The sequence below is a fragment of the Mesorhizobium sp. M1406 genome, from assembly GCF_040317555.1.
GTDB lineage: Bacteria > Pseudomonadota > Alphaproteobacteria > Rhizobiales > Rhizobiaceae > Mesorhizobium.
On the sequence record NZ_JAMYKW010000012.1, the window covers coordinates 127,917 to 150,149 of the forward strand.

Below are 22,233 nucleotides of genomic sequence, written 5' to 3' on the forward strand. Positions count from 1 at the left end.
CGAGTGCGGCCCAATTCCGAACGGCGGACACCGATCGTCGCGGCTGGCGTCAGTCGGTCCAACCGGATCGATTTCGCACCACCGATGTGCGCGCTTCCGCACTCAACAACTGACACCGGCGGACCCATTTCGAGGTCCTCGGAGGCAGATGCTGTCCCGACAACACAAAAGGAGAAGTCATGGGAAAGCTTGAGGGTAAGGTTGCTGTGATCACCGGCGGATCGAGCGGCATGGCGCTGGCGAGCGCCAGACGGTTCGTTGAAGAAGGCGCCTATGTTTTCATCACGGGCCGGAGACAGGAGGCGCTCGACGAGGCCGTCAGGCTGATCGGCCGGAACGTGACCGGCGTGCGCGGCGACGCATCCAATCTCGACGACCTCGACCGCCTGTTCGATACAGTCAAGCGGGAAAAGGGCAAGATCGACGTCCTCTATGCGAGCGCCGGCACCGGCGAAGCCCTCCCACTGGGCGAGATTACCGAGCAGCACTTCGATGCGGCCTTCAACCTGAATGCGCGCGGCACGCTGTTTACGGTTCAGAAGGCGTTGCCGCTGTTCAACGATGGCGGATCGATCTTCATGACCGGGTCGGTTGCTTCGATCAAAGGGTTTCCTGGTTACAGCGTGTATGCGGCGAGCAAGGCGACGTTGCTCGCATTCGCACGCGGATGGCTCAACGAACTCAAGGGCAGGAATATCCGGGTGAACGTGCTGCACCCAGGGCCGATCGCCACACCGATGCAGGACCAAGTTCTCACCGAGGAGGCGAAGCAGATGTTCGAATCCCTGATCCCGCGGGGAAAGATGGGGCGTCCTGAGGAAATTGCGGCGGTCGCGCTGTTTCTTGCTTCAGACGATTCGAGCTTCGTGAATGGGGTGGAGTTGTCTGTCGACGGCGGCTTCTCGGCCATCTGAAGGGTCGGGGAATCAATATCAACACGGATGGGAGAAGCATTATGAACTACGCGATTGTAGGATTCGGTAAGATAGGCCAGGCCCTCGCCTACGCCTTCGCCCGTAAAAACATCCACGTGACCGTCGCAAGCCGCCGGCCGCCCGAGGCGTTGGCGCCGCAGGCTCGGGCGATTGGACCAACGGTCGTCGCCAAGTCGCTGCGGGAAGCACTCGAGGCCGACACAATTATCTTGGCGGTCCCTTTCGGGGAGCATCGCGAGGTTGCGAAAGCCCTGCCGAGTTGGAAAGGCAAGACGGTCATCGACGCGATGAACGCGTTTCCTGTCCCTGAAGAGCTGGACGGCCTCTCGTCCTCCGCATTCGTCGCGAAGTCGTTCACCGGCGCCAAGTTCGTGAAAGGATTCAATCACCTAGTTGCGGCCACCCTGGCTACCGATCCGGTCGTCGAGGGCGGCCACCGGGTCGTCTTTCTGTCGAGCGACGACGAGGACGCGATCGCACCCGTGGCGGCCTTGGCCAAACAACTCGGGTTCGCACCCGTCAAGCTGGGAAAGCTCAACGAGGGTGGCGCGCTGGTACACGCACGCGGCCGCACTTGGGGCCAGCTCATCTTCCAGGATTTATTCAAGAAGGAGCAATAATCGATCTACGACCGCGTGCGATCGACGCCGAGAACTGGTCGCGCGCTAACCTCTTCGAGCAGCGCGCGACCGAATATTTGAAGGCCACAAGGTCGCGCAGCCAGATCCGTAGCTTCGGCGCTATGTGCCGGTGCTGCAACCAATTGGTTTCTCAGTCGGCGGTGACCGGCGTCGTGCTTGCGGCTTTCGGCTGATCACCGACGGCAAAGACGGCACTTGCCTCGCTGACGATCGAGACGTGATTCTTGGCCGCGGTTCCGGCTGCGGTACCATCGCCGCGCAGAATGGCGGTGACGATGGCGTCATGCTCTTGCCAGGACTTGGCCAGGCGGCCGGCTAGCCTGAACTGTGCGCGGCGGAAGGGGGCGAGGCGGCTGCGCGTCGTGGCGGTCAGCTCTTGGATGTGCGTGCTATGGGCGCCGCGATAGAGCCGGCTGTGGAATTCGGTGTTGAAGTATTCATAGTCTTCCTCGGCGCCCAGCCGCACCAACCGGGCCGAGGCTTGGTGTTCGATCTCGAGCGTGCGACGCTCGCCGCCGGTCATGCGTTCGGCGCAGAAGCGGGCGCAGATGCCTTCCAACTCGGCCATGCTTTCGAACATCGAGGCGAGATGCTCCTGCGTCACCACGGCGACGATCGCGCCCCGGTTAGGTCGCCTTTCGACAAGGCCCATGACGCTGAGCTGGCCAAGCGCCTCGCGTACCGGCGTGCGTGACACCTCGAAGCGGGCGGCGAGCGAAGCCTCGTCGAGCTTTTCACCAGGGCGCAGCACGCCGGTGACGATCCGGTCGCCGATCGCCCTCACCATCTGATCGACGGTCGTGCCTGACCGGATCAGGCTGCGCTTTCCCGACAAATCTGCTTCGCCTTCCGTGCTTCTACGTCCGAGCCATGAAATCAGTGCCGAACGGCGCGACCCGACTCGTCTCGCATCCTCTATGCCTATATTTTAATCCACCTGTCAAATTGGCTTCATTTAAGGCCACAAGTGTATGCAATTGCCTTTCAATTGTGCAGCGCAAAAGATATTCATTCCTGATTTCATTATATAAATCTTCTGTTTTGAACTGGCACAGCGATTGCATGCACTTTCTCGAAAAGGCGTTAACCGACCCGGAGAGGGTCCTACAGGGGAGCATTCACATGACCGACCGATTCATGCTTAGCCGCCGCCAATTGCTCAAGACCACCGCCGCGGGAGCCGCACTCGGGCTTGCCTCCGCGGCCTTTCCCATCAGCAAGGCGTTCGCCGCGAGCGCCACGGTCGGCTTCATCTATGTCGGTCCGAAGGATGATTACGGCTACAACCAGGCGCATGCCGAGGGGGCAGCGGCGCTGAAAGGCATCGAGGGCATCACCGTCGTCGAGGAGGAGAACGTACCGGAGACGGTCGATGTCCAAAAGACGATGGAATCGATGATCAATCTCGACGGCGCCTCGCTGATCTTCCCGACCTCGTTCGGCTATTTCGACCCCCACATGCTGGCCATGTGCGCGAAATTCCCCGACGTTCAGTTCCGCCACTGCGGCGGCATGTGGAACAAGGATAAGCATCCGATGAATGCCGGCTCCTACTTCGGCTATATCGGCATGGGTCAGTATCTCAACGGCGTCGTCGCCGGCCACACCTCCAAGACCAAGAAGCTCGGCTTCGTCGCGGCCAAACCCATTCCGCAGGTGCTGCTCAACATCAACTCCTTCCTGCTCGGCGCGCGCTCGGTTGATCCGACGATCACTTGCCAGGTCATCTTCACCGGCGAATGGTCGCTGGCGGTCAAGGAGGCGGAAGCCACCAACGCACTGGTCGACCAGGGCGCCGATGTCGTCACCTGCCATGTCGACAGCCCGAAAGTGGTGGTCGAGACGGCAGCCGGCCGCGGCGCCTTCGTCTGCGGCTACCACGCCAACCAGAGCCCGCTGGCACCCGAGAAATACCTGACCGGCGCCGAATGGAACTGGGCCAAGGTCTACAAGATGTTCGTCGACGATCTCGTCGTCGGCAAGCCTTTGCCCAACTTCACGCGCGGCGGTCTGGCCGATGGCTTCGTCAAGATGAGCCCGCTCGGCCCCGCCGTCTCCGAGCCGGCGCGCAAACAGTTCGACGCCACGCTGGCCGAAATGATGAAGGGCGGCTTCGCCGTCATCAAGGGTCCGCTGAACAGCAACAAGGGTGCTGTCGTGGCCACCGAGGGCCAGGCTTTCCCCGAGAACGCGATCGAACTCGAAAGCATGGACTATCTGGTCGACGGGGTCGTCGGCTCGACCGCCTGACCGAAAGGGAGCGGGGCGATGGCGGAGATAGTGACAGAAGCCGGCATGCCGGTGACATTCGGCGCCAGGGGTCATCCGGCGGCGCTGGAATGGATGGCGCGGCGGGCGGAAGCATTCGTCATTCCGCTGGCGGCGCTGGTCGTCGGCATGGCCCTGTTCAGCCTGTTCATCCTGGCTGTCGGCAAGTCGCCGGTCCAGCTCTATGAAACGATGTGGCGCGGCGGCTTCGGCTCGTGGTTCTCGGTGCAGAACTCGCTGTCACGCGCCGCACCCCTGTTGCTGGCGGCGCTCTGCGTGGCCCTGCCGGCCCGGCTCGGCCTCGTCGTTATCGGCGGCGAGGGCGCCATCGTGCTCGGCGGCGTCGCCGCCGCGGCAGCAGGCACGGCGCTCGACGGCGCTCCCTCCTTCATCGTCATTCTCGTCATGGGCGTGGCGGGCATGGCCGCCGGCGGCATCTGGATAGGTGCCGTCGGCGCGCTCCGCCATTACCGCGCCGTCAACGAGACCATCTCCAGCCTACTGATGGCTTATATCGCCATCGCCCTGATGAACCAACTGGTCGAAGGGCCGCTGCGCGACCCAGCCTCGCTCAACAAGCCCTCGACCCAGCCGCTGGCCGATATCTACCGCATCGGCAGCATGCCGGGCATGGAGGTACATTGGGGCCTTGCCGTCGGCGTCGTCGCCTGCGTTCTGTCCTGGGTGCTGATCGAAAAGACCCGCTGGGGCTTTGCCGCCCGCATCGCTGGCGGCAATGTCAGGGCCGCCCAGGTGCAGGGGCTTGCCGTCGGCTCGCTGATCGTCGGCTTCACCGGGCTGGCCGGCGGCTTCTCCGGCCTTGCCGGCATGCTGGAGGTCGCGGCGGTGCAGGGCAGCGCCAACGCCTCGCTTGCCGCCGGCTATGGCTATACCGGCATCCTCGTCGCCTTCCTCGCCCGCCACAATCCGCTGGCCATCATCCCGGTCGCCTTCCTGCTCGGCGGCATCGACGCCTCCGGCGGGCTGATCCAGCGCCGCATGGACCTGCCCGACGCCACCGTGCTGGTGCTGCAGGGCATGCTGTTCATCGTCATCCTCTTCAGCGAGACCTTCTATGGCCGCCTCAAGGCCTTCAACCCCGATCTGTGGCAGAGGAGCAGCTGATGGACGCCAGCGGGATCGGCCTGTGGGGCGTGCCGCTCGCCATCGTCGGCGGCGCGATCCGCGTCTCAACGCCCTTCATCTTCGTCTCGCTCGGCGAAGCCATCACCGAGCGTTCGGGCCGCATCAACCTTGGGTTGGAAGGCACGCTGGTGTTCGGCGCCATGGCTGCATATGCCGTGGCGGTTGTGACCGGCTCGCCCTGGCTCGGCCTCATTGCCGCCGCCTTCGCCGGCCAGTGCTTCGGCCTCTTCCACGGCTGGATCTGCAAATTCCCGAAGGTCAACGACATCGCCATCGGCATCGCCTTGATGCTGTTCGGCTCGGGCCTCGCCTTCTTCTTCGGCAAGCCGTTCATCCAACCCTCGGCGCCCGACCTGCCGGCCATTCCGTTGGGTGCCTGGTCGGACATTCCGCAGGTGCAGGCAGCCCTCGACGTCAACGTGCTGTTCCTGATCGGCGCCGCACTTGCGGTGTTCCTATGGTGGGCCTTCCGCAACACCCGCGCCGGCCTCATCGTGCGCGTCGTCGGCGACAGTTCCGACGCCGCGCGCGCCATGGGCCTCAACCCCAACACCGTGCGCCTGATCGCCACCGGCGTCGGCGGCGCGCTCGCCGGCATCGGCGGCGCCTATCTGTCGCTATATTATCCCGGCAGCTGGACCGAACGCATCTCGTCGGGCCAAGGGTTGATGGCGGTGGCGCTGGTCATCTTCGCGCGCTGGAACCCGCTTGGCTGCTTTGCCGCCGCCCTTCTGTTCGGCGGGGCAGGAGCGCTTGGTCCTGCCCTGCAATCGGTCGGCGTCACGCAGGGCTATTACCTCTTCTACGCCGCCCCTTACATCCTCACCCTGGTCATCATGATCGCCACCTCGTCGCCGAGCCGCTCGCTTGCCGGCGCACCGGGCGAATTGTCGATCACCAAATGAGACCGGAGTTTTTGCCATGAACGCCAGAGCTGGTGTCACCCAGCGCTATATCGACGCCGATCCCTATCCATGGCCCTACAATGGCGAGCTTCGTCCCGACAACACGGCGCTGATCATCATCGACATGCAGACCGACTTCTGCGGGCCGGGCGGTTATGTCGACCATATGGGCTACGATCTGTCGCTGGTGCGCGCGCCGATCGAGCCGATCAAGGCGGTGCTGTCGGAGATGCGGGCCAAGGGCTACACGATCATTCATACCCGCGAGGGCCATCGGCCCGACCTCGCCGACCTGCCGGCCAACAAGCGCTGGCGCTCGCGTCGCATCAATGCCGGCATCGGCGATCCCGGCCCCTGCGGGCGCATCCTGGTGCGCGGCGAGCCCGGCTGGGACATCATCCCCGACCTCTATCCGGCCGAGGGCGAGCCGATCATCGACAAGCCGGGCAAGGGCTCCTTCTGCGCCACCGACCTGGAGCTGATCCTCAACCAGCGCGGTATCGACAACATCGTGCTCACCGGCATCACCACCGATGTCTGCGTCCACACCACCATGCGCGAGGCCAACGACCGCGGCTTCGAATGCGTGATGCTGGAGGATTGCTGTGGCGCGACCGACTATGGGAACCATCTGGCCGCCATCAAGATGATCAAGATGCAAGGCGGCGTCTTCGGCGCGGTGTCGAACTCGGCGTCATTCGTCGCCCAACTGCCGTGAGGAACCGGGGATGAGCAAAACCATCGGCAAGAAGGCCGTCGGCGTCGAAACCATCGGCATGACCATGCGGTTCGGCGCTTTCACTGCGCTCGACGATGTCTCGGTCAAGGTGCCGGCGGGATCATTCCACGCGCTGCTCGGCGAGAACGGCGCCGGCAAGTCGACGCTGGTCAAATGCATGATGGGTTTTTACCATCCGACCTCCGGCGACATGCTGGTCGACGGCCGCGAGGCGGCGATCGCCAGCCCCAAGGATGCCTCGGCGCTCGGCCTTGGCATGGTCTACCAGCATTTCACCCTCGTGCCGTCGCTGACCGGCGCGGAAAACCTGGTCATTTCGCGCGAAAAGGTGCCTGGCATCATTGACTGGCGCAAGGAGCGCGGCGGGCTTGCCGTGTTCATGGACCGGATGCCCTTCAAGCTTCCGCTCGACGTCAAGGTGGCCGAGCTTGCCGCCGGCGAGAAGCAGAAGCTGGAGATCGTCAAGCAGCTCTATCTCGGCCGCTCCTTCCTGGTGTTGGACGAGCCGACTTCGGTGCTCACCCCCGGTGAGGCGCAGGAGGTGCTCGGCCTCGTGCGCGCCATGACCAGGGCCGGCGACCTCACCGTGCTGATGATCTCGCACAAATTCCACGAAGTGACGGCGTTCGCCGACGACGTCAGCGTGCTGCGCAAGGGCAGGCTGACCGGCACCGGCCGCGTAGCCGACCTCGACCACAGGCAGATGGCGGCGATGATGATCGGCGACCAGCCGATCGCGGCGCTCGACAGCCGAGCCGAGCCGAAGCCGGACGCCGAGATCGTACTCAAGATCAAGGCGCTGAAGGCGCCGGACCGCACCGGGCTGAAGTCGATCCGGATCGAGGATCTCGGCGTGCGCTCCGGCGAGATCGTCGGCATCGCCGGCATTTCCGGCAACGGCCAGAAGGAATTCCTCGAAGTGCTGGCCGGGCAGCGCCCGCGCGATGCCGGCGAAGTGATGGTGCGCGGCACCGCCTATGCGGCGACGCGCGCCGAGGCGCGTGCGCTCAATGTCCGCCTCATCCCGGAGGAGCCGCTGAAGAACGCCTGCGCGCCGAAAATGACCGTGGCCGAAAACATCTCCTTCCGCACCTTCGACATCGACGGCAACGGCAAGCCGGTGAGCTGGATCAGCGCCGGTGCCATCAGGGCCTTCAGCGCCCGTCTGGTCGAGCAGTTCAAGGTCAAGACCGCCTCGCTGTCCTCGCCGATCGCCTCGCTGTCGGGCGGCAATGTGCAGCGCGCCGTGCTCGCCCGCGAACTCACCGGCGAGGTCGACCTTCTGATCGTCTCCAACCCGTGCTTCGGCCTCGACTTCTCGGCAGTGGCCGAAATCCGCGCCCGCATCATGAAGGCGCGCAATGCCGGCGCCGCGGTGCTTTTGATGTCGGAAGATCTCGACGAGCTACTGGAGCTGTCAGACCGCATCTTCGTCATGTCGGACGGCACTCTGGTCTATGAGACGCCGATCGCCGGTGCGAGTGTGCAGACCATCGGCGAGCATATGGCGGGGCATCATTGATGGCTGAAATCGATGCGCAGCCGTTTGCCTTTGCCTTTAAGCCGGAGTCCCTGGCGCTGGTCGTCATCGACATGCAGCGCGACTTCGCCGAGCCCGGCGGCTTCGGCGCCAGCCTCGGCAACGACGTCAGCCGCATCACCACCATCGTGCCGACGGTGAAGCGGCTGATCGAGGGGTTCCGCGCCGCCGGCCTGCCGGTGATCCACACCATGGAGTGCCACCGTGCCGACCTGTCCGATCTGCCGCCAGCCAAGCGCAATCGTGGCAATCCGTCGATCCGCATCGGCGATGTCGGCCCGATGGGCCGCGTGCTGATCGTCGGCGAGCCGGGTACGGCGATCCTCGACGAGCTGGCACCGCTGCCCAGTGAGATCGTCATCGAGAAGCCCGGCAAGGGGGCATTCTACGCCACCTCCTTCAACGAGGACCTCAAGAGGCTCGGCGCCGGGCAGCTGGTCTTTGCCGGCGTCACCACCGAGGTCTGCGTGCAGACGACGATGCGCGAGGCCAACGACCGTGGCTATGAGTGCCTGCTCGCCGAGGACGCGACGGAAAGCTATTTCCCCGAGTTCAAGGCAGCGGCGATCGCCATGATCAGGGCGCAGGGCGCCATCGTCGGCTGGACAGCGACCACCGACCAGGTACTCAAGGGAATTGCCAATGCCTAATCTTGCCTTTGCCGGCCTGCTCGACGGCGGCTGGCGCGATCTGGCGTTCGAGCCTTTCCGTGACGGCATCAGTGTGCACTGGCTGCTGAAGGGCGGGCCGGTGGAGCCGTCGGTCGCCATCCTCAGCTACCGGCCTGGTGCCGGCGTGCCGCGCCACCGCCATGTCGGGCTGGAGACCATCGTCGTGCTGGAAGGAACGCAGAGTGACGAGAATGGCGACTATTCCACCGGCAGCGTCGTGCTGAATCCGGTCGGCACCGAGCATTCGGTGTGGACGAAAGACGGCTGCGTCGTGCTGATCCAGTGGGACCTTCCGGTGATCATTCTGGGAGAGTCCACATGAGCGAGGTCCGCTTCGACATAGGCAGTCTACATGCTGCCTATGCAGCCGGCGTCGGTGTTACCGCCATGATCGATGCCGTTCATGCCCGCATCGCGGCGGCCGACGATCCCGGCATCTTCATTCATCTGCCCGGCAAGGCGGACATGCTGGCGCAAGCGCAAAAGCTCGGACCGTTCGATCCGGTGGCCAAGCCGCTGTGGGGCGTGCCGTTCGCGGTCAAGGACAACATCGATGTCGCCGGCATGCCGACAACCGCCGCCTGCGCCGAATATGCCTATATGCCAGAGGCGGACGCTACCGTGGTGGCCCGGCTGAAGGCAGCCGGCGCATTGGTGGTGGGCAAGACCAATCTCGACCAGTTCGCCACCGGCCTTGTCGGCGTGCGCACGCCGTATCCGATCCCGAGGAACGCGGTCGATGCCAGCCTGGTGCCGGGCGGATCCTCGTCGGGGTCCGCGGTGGCAACGGCGCGCGGCATCGTCTCCTTCGCGCTGGGCACCGACACCGCCGGGTCCGGCCGCATTCCAGCCGGCCTCAACAACATCGTCGGGCTGAAGCCGACGGTCGGCGCGCTGTCGGCCGCCGGCGTCGTGCCGGCCTGCCGCACGCTCGACTGCGTCTCGGTGTTCGCATTGACCGTCGACGACGCCTATCGGGTGTTCTTGGCGGCGGCGGGGCGCGACGCGGCCGATCCATATTCTCGCGACATCGCCGTCCAGCCGCTCGCCGTACGCCCGCCGGTGCTGAGCGTCGGCATCCCGGCTAAGGCCGACCTGAAGTTCTTTGGCGATGCGGCGATGCAAGCCGGCTTCGAGGCCTCGCTTGCCACGCTGTCGCGGCTCGGCTGCCGGCTGGTGGAAATCCCCTTCGGCGATTTCTACGCCACCGCCAACCTTCTCTATGAGGGCGCCTGGGTGGCCGAGCGCTATGCGGCGATCCGCGATTTCATGGAGGCCAACGAAGCGGCCCTGCATCCGGTGACGCGCGAGATCATCGGCGGCGCGCGCAACCTTTCGGCGGCGGACGCTTTCCGCGGCCTCTATGCGTTGCAAGCCTACAGGGCGAAACTCGCTGTTGTCATCGCCTCGGTCGACCTGTTCTGCGTGCCGACCGCGCCGACGCACTACACCACCGCCGCCGTGCTCGCCGATCCGATCGAGACCAACAGCCGCCTCGGCACCTACACCAATTTCGTCAACCTGCTCGACATGTGTGGCATCGCCGTGCCGACAGGCAAGCGCGACGACGGCCTGCCGATGAGCGTCACCTTGCTGGCGACGGCCGGCGGCGATGCGCTGACAGCGGCACTCGCCCGCGACCTGCATGCGGCGAGCGGCCTTTCGCTCGGCGCAACCGGCTGGCAGCAGCCGGGTTTTCTGCCTGCAGCTTCATCAGCCGATGATGGCATGATCGATCTCGTGGTTGTTGGCGCGCATCTTTCGGGGATGCCGCTCAACGGCCAACTGAGCCAGCTCGGCGCACGGTTCTCGCGCTCGGCAAAGACATCCGCCGCCTACAGGCTCTATGCGCTGGCTGGCCAGTCCGTGCCCAAGCCGGGGCTGCTCCGTGTCGCCGAGGGCGGCGCTGCCGTCGAGGTCGAAGTCTGGCGGCTGTCGGCCGATGCCTTCGGCCGCTTCGTCGCGGCCATCCCGCCACCGCTCGGCATCGGAACCATCGAGCTCGATGACGGCAGTTCGGCCAAGGGCTTCCTGGTCGAAACCGCTGGCCTCAGCGGTGCGTCCGACATCTCGTCCTTCGGCGGCTGGCGCCGCTTCGCCGGCCCCAGCAAGAACTCGGCCCCAGCAAGAACATAGCAGACCAAAGCGATCAGCACCGAAAGGCCCACTGCCCCGTCGCTCACACCCCAATTGTTAGACGAGACGGATAGCGCCGCTCTTTAGGCTGAAGAGTGCTGTCAATCGCGTTGCCGCCAGCCCTCAGAGCCCTCGACCTCGGAATTTTTGCGTCGGTTGGCTCTGCAATACGCGCGGTTTTACGCTCGTCACGCCATCCTTGGGCGTCGTTCTCGACTTTCTTGCGCAGGGTCTCTTTCGCTTTCGACTTTGGCGCATCCTCCTGCCAGTCTGTCGTTTGGTCGAAAAAATACAAAGCCGGGGACTCAACCCCCGCCCTGTTTAAGAAGCCGGGCCTCGCGCAGGATCGATGCCCTGTCCGTCCCGACCAATGAAACGATCTCACGGATTTGGCTCTCCGTCACTCCGCACTCGCGCGCCAGCGCCCGCACGGCTTGCGGGGTTATGACCGGGCGTCTGGTTTCTTCGTCAGCCACTGCTCATTCCTTTCAGTTCGAAAGGGAACGCTCCAGTTCATCCGGCAGGCGGTGGCCTGTCGGATGGACCTCTCCTATAACTTGACCCTGGCTGTTACTTCCGCAACCCGGTGCAGTTCTCCACCCTGCCCTCGAACAAGGGTTTGGTCGTGAATCGTCGCGACATTGGGATTGGGGGGAGCTGCTTTGCGCGCCATGCGGTCCTCCTTTGGACTTGTTTTGCGACGGGTTGCTGAGCAACCCGCGGTAAGCCGACAGGTTCCATTGAACCGGGATTCCAGGCCAATTTCTTCGACGGGAGCCGCTTGTTTCGCGCTGCCGCCGAGTTTCTTAGGGTGTTTGCAAATGGGGACGCCGCAGCGCACGACGTCCGAGTGTGCTGGAGGTTGTCTTGGGACTGACCGTTATGCGGTCAATGGAACTCCTTTTCGGCGACGCCCTTGTCAGGACATCCCGTCGCGATAGTTCCTAGAAAAAGGGGGAATGCCGCGACCAACAGGAGCCAAACCATGAAACACCAGACCCTCCACGAACTGCAGACAATCGCAGATGTTAAACCCACGGCGCAAAGCGCCGTCATGACCAAAACACAGAGGATCGAACGTTGGGCGGAGCTTCTCGAGCAGAACCCCTCGCGATCCCTTGGAGCGCTTGTTGGCACCGAACATCTTCATCCCAAAGTCCGTGAGGAAGCACGCACGGCTGGATCGGCTATTACCGTTGCATTCGAGGATCCGCTGCTGCGTGCATCGGGTCTCCAGGATGACAGCCATGGGGAGGCAAAACGCTTTTTCCAGCTGGGCGACTGGCAACTGCACGAAATCGTCTGCAGCTGTCACGTCGGGACTACGATGCAAGCGAGTTGGGCCGCCGTCAGGGTGCGTAGGACCATTCGCGGAAGCAGGTTCACGGCTTGGCTGAGAACTGTTCTGCTGCACTGAACCGGATGCGCGGCGTTTTCACGGACGTTCGGCAATCTGCCAAGGGAGGATAGTTCCCCGCACGTTGTGACCCCGGATGTCCTTCACAGGCCCCGAGCGACGAAACGGAACGCGGCAGAACCGCCCGTTGGTTGATAATGAACCTGGCTCTCCAGGCGGCTTTCGTCGGGACCGTCATCCGGATGCAGGTGCCGCGGGCCGGACAGCCCTGCTGGTGATAACGCGCGGGATGGCACACGGGCGCATTGTCATCCTGTGGTTGGTTGGGCGGCGGCACAGACCAGCGGCACGCCGATACCGTCAGTGCACAGCGCGCTCGGGTTTGGCAAGCGACAGAGTGGAGGTTACGATGCCCAACACCGCCGAGATACTTGTCGACACGCTGATCGCATGGGATGTGCGCGTGATCTTCGGTCTTCCTGGAGACGGCATCAACGGGATCATGGAGGCGCTGCGCACCAGACAGGACAAAATCCGTTTTGTTCAGGTGCGGCACGAGGAGTCGGCGGCGTTCATGGCGACGGCCTATGCAAAATGGACCGGCAAGCTCGGTGTCTGTCTCGCCACCTCCGGACCGGGTGGCACCCATCTGCTGACCGGCCTCTACGACGCAAAGCTCGATCAGGTGCCGGTCCTCGCCGTAACCGGAATGCAGTTCCATGACCTGATCGAGACCTTCACGCAGCAGGATGTCGATCTGACCCGCGTCTTCAACGACGTCAGCGTCTTCAACGCTCATGTCGCCGATGCGGCGCACATGGAAAACGTCGCCAGCCTGGCCTGCCGCTCCGCGCTTGCCGGGCGCGGCGTTTCCCATCTGTCGATAGCAAGCGACGTGCAGGAACAGACATCGGCGAAGCGCTCACCGCGCAACCTTCCAAGGCACACGCCTAACCGATGGTTCGAAGGCAGCAAGCAACCCGACGAGGCCCAACTCGATCTCGCGGCAAACATTCTCAATGCGGCCTCGAAAGTGGCGATCCTTGCCGGGCGTGGCGCCCTCAATGCCAAGGCGGAACTCGAGAAAACCGCGAAGCTGCTCGCTGCGCCCGTTGCCAAGGCCCTGCTTGGCAAAGCCGTGCTGCCGGACGATCATCCGAACGTCGTCGGCGGCATAGGAATATTGGGAACGCTGGCCTCCCAGGAAATAATGGAGCAATGCGAGGCGCTGCTGATCGTCGGCTCAACCTTTCCCTACATTGAATATTACCCCAAGCCAGGCAAGGCGCGCGGGGTCCAGATCGACCGCAATGCGCAGCGCATAGGTCTGCGCCATCCCGTCGAGGCTGGCCTCGTCGGCGATGCGGCCGTCACGCTGCAATTGCTCAATGAAAGGTTGAAGCAGAAAACAGACAGGTCATTTCTCGAACAGGCACAGCAGAGTGTACGGCGCTGGCGCGGCATGATGGCCGAAGCGGAAAGCAAGGACGACGTGCCGCTCAAGCCGCAACGCGTGGTGAAGGCATTCGGCGACCGCATGCCGGCCAACGCCATCCTCGCCACCGACTCCGGCCAGAATACCGAACTTGCCGCCCGACATATCGATATCAAGGCGGGTCAGGACTTCGCCGTCTCCGGCTCGCTGGCATCCATGGCCTGCGGGTTGCCCTATGCGATCGCGGCCGGCATCGCCTTTCCTGGCCGACCGGTTTTGGCCGTGGTTGGCGACGGTGGGCTCGCCATGCAGCTTGGCGAATTTTCGACGGCGGTGCGCTACAAGATTCCGCTCAAGCTTCTGGTGATCAAGAACAACATGCTCAACCAGATCGCGTGGGAACAGATGATGTTTCTCGGCAACCCGCAATTTGCCTGCGAACTGCAGCCGATCGATTTCGCCATGGCCGCACAGGCAATGGGCGGTATCGGCTACAGCGTTACCCGGCCCGAGGACGTTGAGGGAGTTCTGGATGCAGCTTTCGCAGCCGAAGGTCCGGTGATCATTGAGGCAGTCGTTGACGCCTATGAGCCCATGCTGCCGCCGCGCATGCCCGAGGAGTATCGCAAGAACATGCGCACCGCGCTGAAAGAAACGCCGGGTCGACAGGAGATAGAAACAAACCTCTCCCAGGAGCCTCTGAAGACGATGATGGGCTGACAGGGTGGAAGCACGTCGCCACTCATTTCCGACGTGGGCGCCTCGCCCGACGGGCGCCGTTGTCTTTTGAACGCTCGGCGACCGGGGCTGCGAACCATAACTCTTCCAGCGCGTTTTGCTCTGTGTCTGCTAGGGGCGCTGAAAGGTTGTGGTTCTCGATGAAAACGCCCGGTCAACAATCCAATGCACCTTCGCCGCGCAAAGGCATGCCAAGTCCCAAGCTAGCAGAAGAAGAATTCAAGACACGATATCTGGGCCAGTTTGAAGATCCGGCATTTCGCGGCCTCGACTCCGAATTGTCCAAGATTGCTGAAGTCGCGTGGCAGGCTTATGCCGCATCCCGTAAGAGCCCGACCACCAGGAAAGCCGGAGAGGGATTTACCGATCCTGATTACGAGCTTTCGGTGGACTGGTTAACGGCGCGCGATGCCATCCAAGCCGCGCAGGCAAGACATGACGCCCCTTCCAAGACACCTCGGATATTGCTCGTCAATGCGTCCTCGCGCAGCGAGCATACCTGTCCTGGGGAAATGTCGAAGAGCTACCGGCTGGTCGAACTGTCCCGGGACGCGATCCTGGGCGAAGGCGATTTCGAAATCGAGATATTGGACCTATCCCGCCTCGCTTCGGAATACGGGCGCAAGATCCATCCCTGCAAGGCATGTTTCTCGACCGCGGCTCCGCTGTGCCATTGGCCGTGTTCTTGTTATCCAAACCACTCCCTCGGTCAAACGCAGGACTGGATGGCTGAAATCTATCCGATGTGGGTTGCGGCGCATGGGATCATGATCGTCACTCCGGTCAATTGGTATCAGGTGACCTCCCCCCTGAAGCTGATGATGGATCGCCTGGTCTGCGCGGACGGGGGAAATCCGGACCCTACAGCCACCCACGGCAAACACGCGGATGAAGCGAAGGCGATCGAAATGGCCGGGTGGAACTATCCGCGCCACCTGCAAGGCCGACTCTTCTCTGTGGTTGTTCATGGCGACGTCGATGGTGTGGAGAATGTCCGGCGTTCGATATCGGATTGGTTGCGCTTCATGAAACTGGCGCCGGCCGGTCCACTGGCAGAGGTTGACCGCTATATTGGCTACTGGAAGCCCTACGCTACGAGCCACCTTGAGCTGGACGCGGACAAAGACATTCAAAACGAGGTCCGAAACGCCGCAAGAACGCTGGCTCAGGCCGTCAACGCCCAGCGCCAAGGCAGTTTTTTCATAGCCGGCAGCGATTTCGCGGAGCCGAGAGAAAAATAGTCGGCCAATCCAGTAGCTTGGACACTGGCTGGCCCAAAGCTACCGGATTGTTTGAATTAGCGCCTTGTTGAAGATCCCGATTTGGCGCGGCGCGCCTTGTTGGGAATCAGTCTCCACCCGTTGGCGTGAAGACCGCGAACAAATTCCTCCAGGTAAGGGAGCAACTCGAACAAAAGAACGAGGATCATAATCGTGGCAACGTAACCAACGGGCAGTGGCTCGGGTTTCCAGGCAATCCCGAACCGAGCAGGTTCTTCTCCAAAACCGAACAACGCCTGAAATTGCACCCAGTGAAGCGAGACCACGCTGACAATTCCAATCAACGGAATCATCTCTAGAAAACTATGCACGTGCTGCTCAACTGGCGAGACGGCTCGGGCCGTGGTCGCATAGCTGACGTCCCACATGGCCGTTGTCTCATGCACAACGAAAGCCACCAGCCGGCAGATGGCTTCAAAACGCGACGGCTGGGCGCAGCTCGGCATGCAGGTCGAGCGACGGCAGCGACTTCAGGTGCCTGCCCCATGGCTGTCATGTTGGTTGTTTGACCTCCTCATGGGTGTCAACCTTGATAAGCGGCGTGCTGGGGCCTGCCCAACAAGGTCGGGAAGTCCCCGCTTTCCGAACCAACGACGGTTCGACGCGGGTCAGTTCGGACGTTTGGGGCTCGGCCCCCCTCTCCAGATAGGTGGAAAGGGCGATATAGCTGCGGGTCAAAGTAAGGGCATGCGGCACGGTTTGGCCCGGACCATGCCAACGCGCTCTGCCACAAACTCGCGCTGCTTCGTATGGCGTTCGGGGAAGCATTCGGCCGTGACCACCATTGCGAGGGCCACATAACTTTGCAGCCAGAATCTCAAGATGTCTCCGGCTGTCGCCGGTCATCTATTGTCAACGCCGGGAAATCTCCAATCCGTCATTCACCGGCCTTTATCAGAGCTCGGAGAAAGAAAGCGTGGCTCAGACTGCAGATCGCCGAATACATCTACGAGCCAGTTGATGAATATCCGAAGACGTCGTGAAACGTGACGCTGGCCGGGATAAAGAACCGAGAGCGGTGTCGGCGTCGGCGGATTGTTGGGCAGGATGTCAATCAGGGATCCTGACGCGAGTTCCTCCTCGAAACGAAATCGGGGAGCCTGCACAAGTCCGAATCCGGCGCGCGCCAATGCCGCGCTGGTATCGGAACTATTGACGGTCAGAGGCGACGAAAGGGTCACGTGATGGACCGATCCGTTGTCGGTGAATTCGAGGGGCAACACTATCCCTGTCCGGGACGATACGAACCCGATCATCCGATGTCCCTGAGAGTGGAGATCTTCCAGGCAGGCGGGCGTGCCGTGCTTTGCAAGATAGTCCGGGCTTGCCACCGTGACTTCTTCGAGCAGCGCAAGACGACGTACAACCATGCCGCTGTCGTCGAGCTCTCCCGCTCTCACCACGCAATCGACGCCTTCGCGAACAAGGTCCACCAGCCGGTCGCCATCGCCGATATGCAGCGTGAGCTCGGGATATCGGGCCGTGAACTCAGAAAACCGTGGCAGGAGCAATTGGCGAAAAAGATTGCCGTGCACATCGATACGTAAGTGCCCCTTTGGAGGCGAGGCGGCGAACTCGTCTTCCATAGCTTCCAGATCGCGGATCAATGCGCGGCACCTGTGGTAGTAAGCGTCCCCGTCCATCGTGGGAGCGACGTGCCGCGTCGTTCGCTGCAGAAGCGACACGCCAAGCCGACGTTCGAGCGCCTTGATAGTGTTGGTCGCGGTGGCCCGGGGAATACCGATGTCGCCTGCGGCGGAGCTGAAGCTGCCGCGCTCAACGATCCTCACGAAAAGGCGCATGCTATTCAGTAGGTCCATTCTAACATTGTTATCGCCAACGGAATTATCTTGTCAATTTAGCTCTGATTATTAATGCGAGGCGTGAGCCTAGACATAGGCTCTCATAAGATAGGAGAGACGGCTGACCTCCGAGCATCTCTCAGAAATACGAGCATCTCTCAGAAATAAAGGAAGCAGAAGTGAAGTTCTCCAACGCAACCATCCTTATCACCGGAGGCAACTCGGGCATCGGCCGCGGCCTTGCAGAAGCCCTCGCTACTCTCGGCGCAAAGATCATCATCACTGGGCGCAACAAGGATCGGCTTGAAGAGGTGGCCGACGCCAATCCCGGAATGTCCGCCTATCAGCTCGATGTCACCAACGTCGTTGACCTCAAGGCATTCGCCGCCAAAGTCATTGGGGACCACCCTGACTTGAATGCCGTCATCCACAACGCCGGCATCCTGCCGTACGAGAATGTCCTGGCAGAGCGCTACGACATGGAAATCGTAGACAAGGTCGTTGTTACCAACCTACTGGCTCCGATCCGGTTGACCGCCGAACTCCTGCCGCACCTCCGCTCCAAGGCGGAAGCAGCAATCGTCACAGTATCATCCGGGCTGGCCTTCGTGCCCCTCGCGTCCGCGTCCGCATACAGTGCGAGCAAAGCCGGCCTACACTCCTGGACCCAGAGCCTTCGCCACGAGTTGCGGAACACGAGCGTCTCGGTCGTCGAGATCGCCCCTCCGCTGGTGGCGACGGATCTGACGCCTGGGCAGTCGAGCAATCCACATGCGATGCCGCTTGATGCCTTTGTCACGGAAACGGTCGGGCTATTGTGTGCGGATGTCACCCCGAAGGAAGTGCTGGTTCAGCGCGTCTTGCCGCAGCGCACCGCCGAACAGACCGGCAGCTTCGACAAGGTGTTCAATCTCATCAATCCGTCGTGATCACTCCGCAGTCACAGGTTCTGTCTCGGACTGGCTTGTCTCGTTTGGGCAACCGCATCGTCGGTGCTCGGCGGACCCCGACACGCGCGGATGGTGTTCGCCATCATTCCCGGCATCAACCGGCTGCGCCGTCCAAGCGCCTCGCCCGATGGGTGAACGCGTCACGCCAGCCCCATGACCAGGGGAATGCCTGCCGCGATCATCAACAGCGCGGTTACGCCGTGGATCGAGAGCGCCGCTCGCGTCGAACCCTTTGCGCCGAGGATGAGCGACATGTCGCCGAGGGGGATCAGCGCGTCGACCAGCAACGCAATGCCGACGATCTGCGCGGTGCCGCGGAGCATCAGCGCCAGGACGAGCAATCCCGCCGCGATGTCGCGGACGCCTTTCAGGCGAAGCCACCACATGGTACTCTCGCCGTCTCCGGGAAGCGGCAAACCGAAGCTGCGCATAGCGGTCGCGGGACGGGCGAGATACATCGCTCCGATTGCAATGATGCCGATCGAGACCAGCAGCGCCGCGCTCATTGAAAACCAGTACATATGGACCTCCTAGTTCCGGTGTGGTGGGGCTCCGCGGCGCGAGCCGTGCTCGCGTTCGATGTCGCCCGACCTCAAGCCGGACGAAATGGGCGAAGGAGCCGGATCCCGGCCTCAATCGACCCCTCCATGAGTTCGAGAAGCTGCGGCACCAGTTCCTGCATCCTCGGCGCGTGAAGGTGTGCTTCGAGCGCTTCCCGGCTTATCCAGCGCTCATAGATGATGAAGGTGCCGGGCTGACCTTCCATCTCGTGCGGCTCGTAGTCGATGCAGCCGGCATCGTGCCTCGATGGCGTCACCGCTGCGGTCAGGAAGTCCTTCATCTCGGCCTCGCGGCCCGGCTTCGCCTTGGCTTCCCACAGCACGACGGTGAGAGTGTTGTTAATGTTGGACATCTTGTCCTCCTTTTCAGATAGCTCTTGCGAATAGGATGGTCCGGCCGGAGCTGCCGCTCGGGATCGTTTGACCCGATGCGGCATGCACGCGGCCGACCGGCAGGTGCTTCACTTCATGAATCGTTCGAACCAGTCGAGCATCGGCTTGGGGTTGGCGGGCAGGTAGTTGTAGCCGTCGAAGCGCCGGTTCGTGCCGTCGATCCAGATCAGGTCCTTCTGGTCGGTTGGCATGGCGTCATAGACCGCCTGCACGTCGGCGGGCGTGGTCAGCGTGTCGTCGCGGACCTGCAGGAGCAGCGTCGGAATATCCACGGCCGTTGCATAGGGCGGCATGTCCATGTCCTTCAACTCCATGCTGGTCATGCGGCGCAGGGCGTCGGCGACCTCTGGCATCGCATCCGGCATCCCCATGTGGTCGAGGATCGTGCGGTAGAAGGAGCTGAGCGAGATCGGCTGCGGCGCGACGATCGCCCGAACGTCGTCGAACTCCTCGCGGTGCTTGGAGATGGCAACCATGGTCGCGTTCATGCCGCAGCAGCGGCTGAGCAGGCCGAGCTTCAGGTTCTTGAGATCGGGGCGTGAACGGACGTAGCGCAGCGAGCCGATCACGTCGCGATACTCGCGGATGCCGTTGCCGATCACGCCGCCGCTGCCGGCGCCGCTCTGGCCAAAGTTGCGCAGATCGTAGGCGAGGATGTTGTAGCCCGCCTCGTGCAGGTGCTTGTAGTCCGGCATGAAGTTGACTTCGATGTTGTTGCCGCTCGCTTCCCAGGCGTCGCTGTAGGGCTTCAGATGGCCGGGGTAGCCTTGCCGGTTAGCCCAGATCGGAGGTTGGCGATGATCAGGCGATCACTGTCGCCGGGGATGAACCAGCCCTTGATCGTCACCCCGTCCATCGCGGGAAAGAAGACGTCCGAGAAGGCGATGCCGTCGTCCGCCGGCGAGCGGAGGATCGGCGAACGCGCCGGGTTCGCCATGGCGGAGACCAGACCGGCGATGAGCTCGGCGCGGGTCGGTTGTGCTGTTGCAGCTTCCGTTACCTGGGTCATGTCAATTTCCTTTCAGAGCTCAGCCGGTTTGGAAGGTGGCTGATGCCCAACATGTACCCCTTGCGGATCATAGCGATAATCCGGCATTATCAACACAGGCTGTACGGATAACTGGACATTGGTTGCGAACATCGACGATCTCACGGCGTTTGTCGCCGTCGCGAGGGCGCGTGGTTTCCGCGAAGCCGGGCGCTTACTCGGCGTCAGCCCGACGACGCTCAGTGAAACCGTGCGCCGGCTGGAGGACCGGCTGGGTGTGCGCCTGCTTCACCGCACGACCCGCAGCGTCTCCCCGACCGAAGCCGGCGGGCGGCTTGTCGAGCAATTGGCTCCTCTCCTCACGCAGATGGATGCGGCGCTCGCTAGCCTCAATGACCTGCGCGACACGCCGGCGGGCACGCTCCGGCTCAACGTGCCCGTAGGTGTCGCGCGATTGGTGCTCCCGACACTCCTGCCGGAGTTTCTCACCCTCTACCCAGACATTCAGGTCGAGGTCGTCGCCGAGGACACCATCGTCGACGTGCTCGCGGCCGGCGCTGACGCCGGGATCCGCTACGACGAGAAGCTGGAGCAGGACATGATCGCGGTGCCGATCGGTCCGCGGGTGCAGCGGTTCGCGATGGCCGCCGCGCCGGACTATCTCGCCCAGGCGGGCAATCCAGAGCATCCGCGGGATCTGCTGCAGCATCGATGCCTGCGTGGACGGTTCGACAACGGGTCGCTCTTCAGCCCATGGGAGCTTGAACGCGGCGACGAGACGGTCCGGATCGAGCCGAAGGGGCCGCTCACCGTGAGCATCAGCGGCGCGATGGACCTGGCGGTGGACATGGCGGTCGCCGGTGTCGGGATCATAGGCCTGTTCGAGGAATGGCTGCAGCCGCATATCGAGGCCGGAAAACTGAACCCTGTCCTGCCTGAATGGTGGACGCCTTTTCCCGGCCCTTTTCTCTATTATTCCGGACGCCGTCTTGTTCCGCCCCCACTGCGGGCATTCCTCGATTTCATAAAGTCAGTGAAATCGGCGTGAGACTTTACAGCCCGGCAAGCCAAAACACTCTATGGAAAATCGCCAACCAGACCTCCTATAACTGTGGGCGGGTTCGCGGCCAAAGGCATCTGCCGGTCTTGAACAACCATCTTCTGCATCTGGCGTCCACCACGCTGTAAGGCTGTGCGCTCAAGCTGCTACTTTTTCATCGTAGAAGGCGATGCGAAGTCCGGGCCTGTCCTCGGAGACGAGGATATTGAGGCGATAGCTTCGCCACCTGCCCTGTCCATCGCGGAGCGTAATGTCCGTATCGCCGATTCGGAGGATTTCGGGCTCATCCCACCATTCCATAGTTTGTGGAACGGCTTGAAGTACCTCGTTGAGGATGGACCTTAAAATCGGGCTCTTCCCGCCCGTCAGATAGTCATGGCGTGCCTTGAGCAGGACAAGCCTCGCGGCGAACTGCCAGTTTTGAATCCTCTGCCGGTAGTGGTCGGAAAAGAAAACGATGCGGAGTATATTCGGTCGCGGCAATTTGAAGTCTTCAAACAGGATCCCGGCCGCCTCGTTATGGGCCAGGACATCCCAAGCGCTGTTCATTATGTAGGCGGCTTGATCGAGAGCATTGATCATCCTTACGAGTGACTGAGGAAACGGTCGCGTCCCCACAGGTGGTGTAGCTCGGCGGTAGCGAAGCCGCTCGCGAGCGCGCTCTCGATAGCGCTGTAGCGAGCGAGCGG

General features: G+C 62.6%; 23 protein-coding genes. 15 read left to right on the top strand and 8 right to left on the bottom strand.

Annotated features, from left to right (window positions below; genetic code table 11):
• The first annotated feature begins 179 nt into the window (after positions 1-179).
• Both NKH03_RS13385 and NKH03_RS13390 read left to right on the top strand, forming a co-directional pair.
• Positions 180-914: an SDR family NAD(P)-dependent oxidoreductase gene (locus NKH03_RS13385; protein ID WP_352968721.1), complete on the top strand. Its 735-nt coding sequence runs from the start codon at positions 180-182 to the stop codon at positions 912-914.
• Positions 915-955: 41 nt separating this feature from the next.
• Positions 956-1,555, top strand: coding sequence for an NADPH-dependent F420 reductase (locus NKH03_RS13390; protein WP_352968722.1), 600 nt, complete (start codon positions 956-958; stop codon positions 1,553-1,555).
• 151 nt (positions 1,556-1,706) lie between these two features.
• Here the strand turns inward: NKH03_RS13390 and NKH03_RS13395 are convergent, their stop codons facing one another.
• Complete coding sequence (locus NKH03_RS13395; protein WP_502910875.1) at positions 1,707-2,363, bottom strand: GntR family transcriptional regulator; 657 nt, start codon at positions 2,361-2,363, stop codon at positions 1,707-1,709.
• A 335-nt stretch (positions 2,364-2,698) separates the two neighbouring features.
• Between NKH03_RS13395 and NKH03_RS13400 the strand changes: the two genes are divergently transcribed.
• The 11 genes from NKH03_RS13400 to NKH03_RS13450 all read left to right on the top strand — a co-directional run bounded on the left by NKH03_RS13400 (position 2,699) and on the right by NKH03_RS13450 (position 15,752).
• On the top strand, positions 2,699-3,826 hold the full coding sequence (locus NKH03_RS13400; RefSeq protein WP_352968723.1) for a BMP family ABC transporter substrate-binding protein: 1,128 nt from the start codon (positions 2,699-2,701) through the stop codon (positions 3,824-3,826).
• A gap of 45 nt (positions 3,827-3,871) precedes the next feature.
• The gene (locus NKH03_RS13405; protein ID WP_352968747.1) at positions 3,872-4,969 is read left to right on the top strand and encodes an ABC transporter permease; all 1,098 of its coding nucleotides are present in this window, start codon (positions 3,872-3,874) and stop codon (positions 4,967-4,969) included.
• Positions 4,969-5,895, top strand: coding sequence for an ABC transporter permease (locus NKH03_RS13410; protein WP_352968724.1), 927 nt, complete (start codon positions 4,969-4,971; stop codon positions 5,893-5,895). The genes NKH03_RS13405 and NKH03_RS13410 overlap by 1 nt, the downstream gene beginning before the upstream one ends.
• Before the next feature lie 16 nt (positions 5,896-5,911).
• Complete coding sequence (biuH, locus tag NKH03_RS13415; RefSeq protein ID WP_352968725.1) at positions 5,912-6,613, top strand: biuret amidohydrolase; 702 nt, start codon at positions 5,912-5,914, stop codon at positions 6,611-6,613.
• A 10-nt stretch (positions 6,614-6,623) separates the two neighbouring features.
• The gene (locus NKH03_RS13420) at positions 6,624-8,156 is read left to right on the top strand and encodes an ABC transporter ATP-binding protein (RefSeq protein ID WP_352968726.1); all 1,533 of its coding nucleotides are present in this window, start codon (positions 6,624-6,626) and stop codon (positions 8,154-8,156) included.
• On the top strand, positions 8,156-8,824 hold the full coding sequence (locus tag NKH03_RS13425) for a cysteine hydrolase family protein (protein ID WP_352968727.1): 669 nt from the start codon (positions 8,156-8,158) through the stop codon (positions 8,822-8,824). Before NKH03_RS13420 ends, NKH03_RS13425 begins: the two co-directional genes overlap by 1 nt.
• The gene (locus tag NKH03_RS13430) at positions 8,817-9,167 is read left to right on the top strand and encodes a cupin domain-containing protein (RefSeq protein WP_352968728.1); all 351 of its coding nucleotides are present in this window, start codon (positions 8,817-8,819) and stop codon (positions 9,165-9,167) included. The genes NKH03_RS13425 and NKH03_RS13430 overlap by 8 nt, the downstream gene beginning before the upstream one ends.
• Positions 9,164-10,981, top strand: a complete 1,818-nt coding sequence (gene atzF / locus NKH03_RS13435; protein ID WP_352968729.1) for an allophanate hydrolase — start codon at positions 9,164-9,166, stop codon at positions 10,979-10,981. Before NKH03_RS13430 ends, atzF begins: the two co-directional genes overlap by 4 nt.
• A gap of 985 nt (positions 10,982-11,966) precedes the next feature.
• The gene (locus NKH03_RS13440; RefSeq protein ID WP_352968730.1) at positions 11,967-12,398 is read left to right on the top strand and encodes a hypothetical protein; all 432 of its coding nucleotides are present in this window, start codon (positions 11,967-11,969) and stop codon (positions 12,396-12,398) included.
• Positions 12,399-12,747: 349 nt separating this feature from the next.
• Entirely contained in the window at positions 12,748-14,493 is a 1,746-nt protein-coding gene (locus NKH03_RS13445) for a thiamine pyrophosphate-dependent enzyme (RefSeq protein WP_352968731.1), read from the top strand.
• A gap of 158 nt (positions 14,494-14,651) precedes the next feature.
• Positions 14,652-15,752 (top strand): NAD(P)H-dependent oxidoreductase, encoded by a 1,101-nt coding sequence (locus NKH03_RS13450; protein WP_352968732.1) that lies wholly within the window; start codon positions 14,652-14,654, stop codon positions 15,750-15,752.
• A gap of 56 nt (positions 15,753-15,808) precedes the next feature.
• Here NKH03_RS13450 and NKH03_RS13455 read toward each other — a convergent pair whose 3' ends face one another.
• Both NKH03_RS13455 and NKH03_RS13460 read right to left on the bottom strand, forming a co-directional pair.
• Positions 15,809-16,159 (bottom strand): hypothetical protein, encoded by a 351-nt coding sequence (locus NKH03_RS13455; protein ID WP_352968733.1) that lies wholly within the window; start codon positions 16,157-16,159, stop codon positions 15,809-15,811.
• A gap of 513 nt (positions 16,160-16,672) precedes the next feature.
• A complete protein-coding gene (locus tag NKH03_RS13460; protein WP_352968734.1) occupies positions 16,673-17,611 on the bottom strand; it encodes a LysR family transcriptional regulator in 939 nt (312 codons plus the stop codon).
• Positions 17,612-17,772: 161 nt separating this feature from the next.
• Here NKH03_RS13460 and NKH03_RS13465 point away from each other — a divergent pair, with 161 nt between their 5' ends.
• Entirely contained in the window at positions 17,773-18,522 is a 750-nt protein-coding gene (locus tag NKH03_RS13465) for an SDR family oxidoreductase (protein WP_352968735.1), read from the top strand.
• A gap of 161 nt (positions 18,523-18,683) precedes the next feature.
• On the opposite strand, the gene NKH03_RS13470 is transcribed toward NKH03_RS13465, so the two are convergent.
• From NKH03_RS13470 to NKH03_RS13485, 4 genes are all read right to left on the bottom strand, one after another.
• Positions 18,684-19,064 carry a DUF4267 domain-containing protein gene (locus tag NKH03_RS13470; RefSeq protein WP_352968736.1) on the bottom strand — a complete coding sequence of 127 codons (381 nt, stop codon included), beginning with the start codon at positions 19,062-19,064 and terminating at the stop codon, positions 18,684-18,686.
• Positions 19,065-19,135: 71 nt separating this feature from the next.
• Positions 19,136-19,456 (bottom strand): putative quinol monooxygenase, encoded by a 321-nt coding sequence (locus tag NKH03_RS13475; protein WP_352866635.1) that lies wholly within the window; start codon positions 19,454-19,456, stop codon positions 19,136-19,138.
• A 108-nt stretch (positions 19,457-19,564) separates the two neighbouring features.
• On the bottom strand, positions 19,565-20,191 hold the full coding sequence (locus tag NKH03_RS13480; protein WP_352968737.1) for an alpha/beta hydrolase family protein: 627 nt from the start codon (positions 20,189-20,191) through the stop codon (positions 19,565-19,567).
• Between the two features lie 53 nt (positions 20,192-20,244).
• Positions 20,245-20,505, bottom strand: coding sequence for a hypothetical protein (locus NKH03_RS13485; protein ID WP_352968738.1), 261 nt, complete (start codon positions 20,503-20,505; stop codon positions 20,245-20,247).
• Between the two features lie 118 nt (positions 20,506-20,623).
• On the opposite strand from NKH03_RS13485, the gene NKH03_RS13490 reads away from it, so the two are divergent.
• Entirely contained in the window at positions 20,624-21,532 is a 909-nt protein-coding gene (locus NKH03_RS13490) for a LysR family transcriptional regulator (protein WP_352866628.1), read from the top strand.
• A gap of 150 nt (positions 21,533-21,682) precedes the next feature.
• On the opposite strand, the gene NKH03_RS13495 is transcribed toward NKH03_RS13490, so the two are convergent.
• Positions 21,683-22,233: MmyB family transcriptional regulator (locus NKH03_RS13495; protein WP_352968739.1), on the bottom strand; the 551-nt coding region annotated here is incomplete at its 5' end.

Excerpts from the sequence above, each read along its gene's own strand:
- NKH03_RS13385 (WP_352968721.1), top strand. The coding sequence starts at position 180 with ATGGGAAAGCTTGAGGGTAAGGTTGCTGTGATCACCGGCGGATCGAGC.
- NKH03_RS13390 (WP_352968722.1), top strand. The coding sequence starts at position 956 with ATGAACTACGCGATTGTAGGATTCGGTAAGATAGGCCAGGCCCTCGCC.
- NKH03_RS13395 (WP_502910875.1), bottom strand. The coding sequence starts at position 2,363 with ATGGTGAGGGCGATCGGCGACCGGATCGTCACCGGCGTGCTGCGCCCT.
- NKH03_RS13400 (WP_352968723.1), top strand. The coding sequence starts at position 2,699 with ATGACCGACCGATTCATGCTTAGCCGCCGCCAATTGCTCAAGACCACC.
- NKH03_RS13405 (WP_352968747.1), top strand. The coding sequence starts at position 3,872 with ATGCCGGTGACATTCGGCGCCAGGGGTCATCCGGCGGCGCTGGAATGG.
- NKH03_RS13410 (WP_352968724.1), top strand. The coding sequence starts at position 4,969 with ATGGACGCCAGCGGGATCGGCCTGTGGGGCGTGCCGCTCGCCATCGTC.
- biuH (WP_352968725.1), top strand. The coding sequence starts at position 5,912 with ATGAACGCCAGAGCTGGTGTCACCCAGCGCTATATCGACGCCGATCCC.
- NKH03_RS13420 (WP_352968726.1), top strand. The coding sequence starts at position 6,624 with ATGAGCAAAACCATCGGCAAGAAGGCCGTCGGCGTCGAAACCATCGGC.
- NKH03_RS13425 (WP_352968727.1), top strand. The coding sequence starts at position 8,156 with ATGGCTGAAATCGATGCGCAGCCGTTTGCCTTTGCCTTTAAGCCGGAG.
- NKH03_RS13430 (WP_352968728.1), top strand. The coding sequence starts at position 8,817 with ATGCCTAATCTTGCCTTTGCCGGCCTGCTCGACGGCGGCTGGCGCGAT.
- atzF (WP_352968729.1), top strand. The coding sequence starts at position 9,164 with ATGAGCGAGGTCCGCTTCGACATAGGCAGTCTACATGCTGCCTATGCA.
- NKH03_RS13440 (WP_352968730.1), top strand. The coding sequence starts at position 11,967 with ATGAAACACCAGACCCTCCACGAACTGCAGACAATCGCAGATGTTAAA.
- NKH03_RS13445 (WP_352968731.1), top strand. The coding sequence starts at position 12,748 with ATGCCCAACACCGCCGAGATACTTGTCGACACGCTGATCGCATGGGAT.
- NKH03_RS13450 (WP_352968732.1), top strand. The coding sequence starts at position 14,652 with ATGAAAACGCCCGGTCAACAATCCAATGCACCTTCGCCGCGCAAAGGC.
- NKH03_RS13455 (WP_352968733.1), bottom strand. The coding sequence starts at position 16,159 with ATGTGGGACGTCAGCTATGCGACCACGGCCCGAGCCGTCTCGCCAGTT.
- NKH03_RS13460 (WP_352968734.1), bottom strand. The coding sequence starts at position 17,611 with ATGGACCTACTGAATAGCATGCGCCTTTTCGTGAGGATCGTTGAGCGC.
- NKH03_RS13470 (WP_352968736.1), bottom strand. The coding sequence starts at position 19,064 with ATGTACTGGTTTTCAATGAGCGCGGCGCTGCTGGTCTCGATCGGCATC.
- NKH03_RS13475 (WP_352866635.1), bottom strand. The coding sequence starts at position 19,456 with ATGTCCAACATTAACAACACTCTCACCGTCGTGCTGTGGGAAGCCAAG.
- NKH03_RS13480 (WP_352968737.1), bottom strand. The coding sequence starts at position 20,191 with ATGCCGGACTACAAGCACCTGCACGAGGCGGGCTACAACATCCTCGCC.
- NKH03_RS13485 (WP_352968738.1), bottom strand. The coding sequence starts at position 20,505 with ATGACCCAGGTAACGGAAGCTGCAACAGCACAACCGACCCGCGCCGAG.